This window comes from Erysipelatoclostridium sp. MSK.23.31 (assembly GCF_019125875.1).
Lineage (GTDB): Bacteria > Bacillota_I > Bacilli_A > Erysipelotrichales > Coprobacillaceae > Thomasclavelia > Thomasclavelia ramosa.
The window spans coordinates 1-2,199 of the sequence record NZ_JAHOCB010000092.1 but is presented as its reverse complement, the minus strand read 5'-3'; the positions used below and the strand labels follow the sequence as shown (position 1 = coordinate 2,199).

Annotated in this window: 1 protein-coding gene; it reads right to left on the bottom strand. The window is 31.3% G+C overall.

Annotated elements, in window-relative coordinates:
- Positions 1-386: 386 nt before the first annotated feature.
- Positions 387-1,568: an IS110 family transposase gene (locus KSU54_RS18330; protein ID WP_040433989.1), complete on the bottom strand. Its 1,182-nt coding sequence runs from the start codon at positions 1,566-1,568 to the stop codon at positions 387-389.
- Positions 1,569-2,199: the final 631 nt, after the last annotated feature.

Here is a 2,199-nt window from a genome sequence, read left to right as displayed (position 1 = left end):
ATAGCAAGCTGCCGGTTTTTTTTTTATTTACGGATACCTCTGCGTATCCTTTTTTTATTTTATATCCGGCTTTAATATAAGCAGTTCTGGATGAATTATGTCGTCTATCATCGACTTACTGCTATAGTTTTAATTAGCCCGGGTTATCAGCTGTTATTAAGATAATAACAGCTGTTGTGATTTTTCCTGCAGGATCAGGATAGATTATCTAAGGCGGGTAACTATATAAAATTCAAGTGTTTTTATGAAAAAGTTTGAAAATGTTAAAATAAATGATTTTATATGTTAAGTAGTATAGATCCTTGAAATGTGAATAATGATTTGTAATTTTTGGGCATGACGAAAAGAACCAAAATTGGCCTTTTTTTAATTTTAATGCATTTATTTTATCTTAAAAGTGCATCATCAAATTGTTGATTGGTACTTGAAAGATGATAAATAATTCTAAGCAATTTTCTAACACAATGTCCACAAGCACAACGATGACCTTTACCTTGAGAAATCTTTAAATCATAATATTGTTTAAATACCGGATTATTATTAATCACAGGCAATATGATCTGATATAAAGTCTTTCTCAAATATGGTGAACCTTTCTTGGTAATAGCAGTATGTTGTGCGTTGTATTGACTTGATTCGTAATGATAAGGAGCAACACCAGCTGCTTTTATTATCTTAGATGGCTTAGAATAGTTGCTTATCTCTCCTAATTCGGCTAAAATAGAAGTACCAAAGAAATGAGAAATCCCTGGGATGGATAGGATAGGAGAGTTATTTTGGATGGAAAACTCTTCTATTTTTTTATCTGTTTCAGCTAACTGTTCATTGATAAGTTCAATCTGACTTATCAGATGTTTGATTTTGATTACTTCTGCTGCTGATGAAATTCCAATAGAAGATTTAGCAGAGTCTTTAAGCTGCTGTGCAGTTAGAGATATGCGGTTCCCTCGGCCTTTTATTTCAAAACATTTGCGAATAGTTCTAATATCAGTACTAGCGATATTTTCAGCACTGCCAAATGTTTTAAGTACATTCATGTAGATAATGCCGTATTTAGATGAAAATAAGCTGTTGAATTCAGGGAAAACAATATCAATGCATTTTTGTAGGCGGTTTGTATAAACATTGAGTTCTTCTTTTAAATTGTGATGATGTCTAGTTAATTGCTTTTGTTCATAAAGATCGAAGCTGTTGACTTTTGTAATACGATACTGCTTTTTTCGTACAGGAGTATCCAAAACATCACAGATAGTAAGAGTGTCAAGTTTATCATTCTTAGTGATGCCGTTCTGTATTTTACGAGTGTAATCAGTAGTTTTAGGGTTGATAAGAGCAACAGTAAAATTTTTTTCTAAAAGATACTTTAATAAAGCAAAATGATAATGCCCGGTGTCTTCCATACCAATCAATATAGAGTCCTTAGAATAAGAACTAAGTTTTTGGATTAGAGAATCAAATCCATCTTTAGTATTGGAAAAAGAAGAAGGTTGAAGTAAAACTTCACCACTATCTTTGTCCATAATACAAAAGAAGTGTTTTTTTTCAATATCGATACCAACTAATTTCATAATAAAAGATCCTTTCTTGATAAAAATATGTGAAAAGGTATCCACAACACTTAGACCACAAAACCTGGTGCAAAATACGAATTCAAGACTCATATAACTAATCATTATTTAGGAATAAGGTTGTGGTAAGGGCCTGCCTAAAGTAGTCATGCTACAAGGTGAAAAAATACAAATCCACATTTACATATTAAATATTTTACAAATTAACTTAACCGTAATCAACCACGGTTTAAATGGTTGATAGAAAGGAGAAGGTATATTTGTAGATGACTATTAAATGAGTCAATTACAATATACCAGGTAAAAATATTTATGATCGTGCAGGCGATAAAGTAAACTCTAACAGAGCTGGTACAGGCATTTTATTTAAAATAAGAGCGTTTGGCGAAGAATCAGATAAAATATCAGCAGACATGATGTTTTTGCGTTGTATTGAAAAATAGACCTGTTTTTAATTCTTTAAAAAAAAGAAGGGACGGTTAATAAAATAGCTGTATTTAATAAAAAAATAAAATCAGAAAAGAGTCGAAAAAATGGGAGAAAAAAGGGAAGTCACAAAATAATGTGAAAATAACTCTTTACAAGACAAAAGGGATATGGTAAATTAAATAGGCACTCGAGGAAAGGGACG

Bases quoted from the DNA above. Each gene is read 5' to 3' on its own strand.
- KSU54_RS18330 (WP_040433989.1), bottom strand. From the start codon at position 1,568: ATGAAATTAGTTGGTATCGATATTGAAAAAAAACACTTCTTTTGTATT.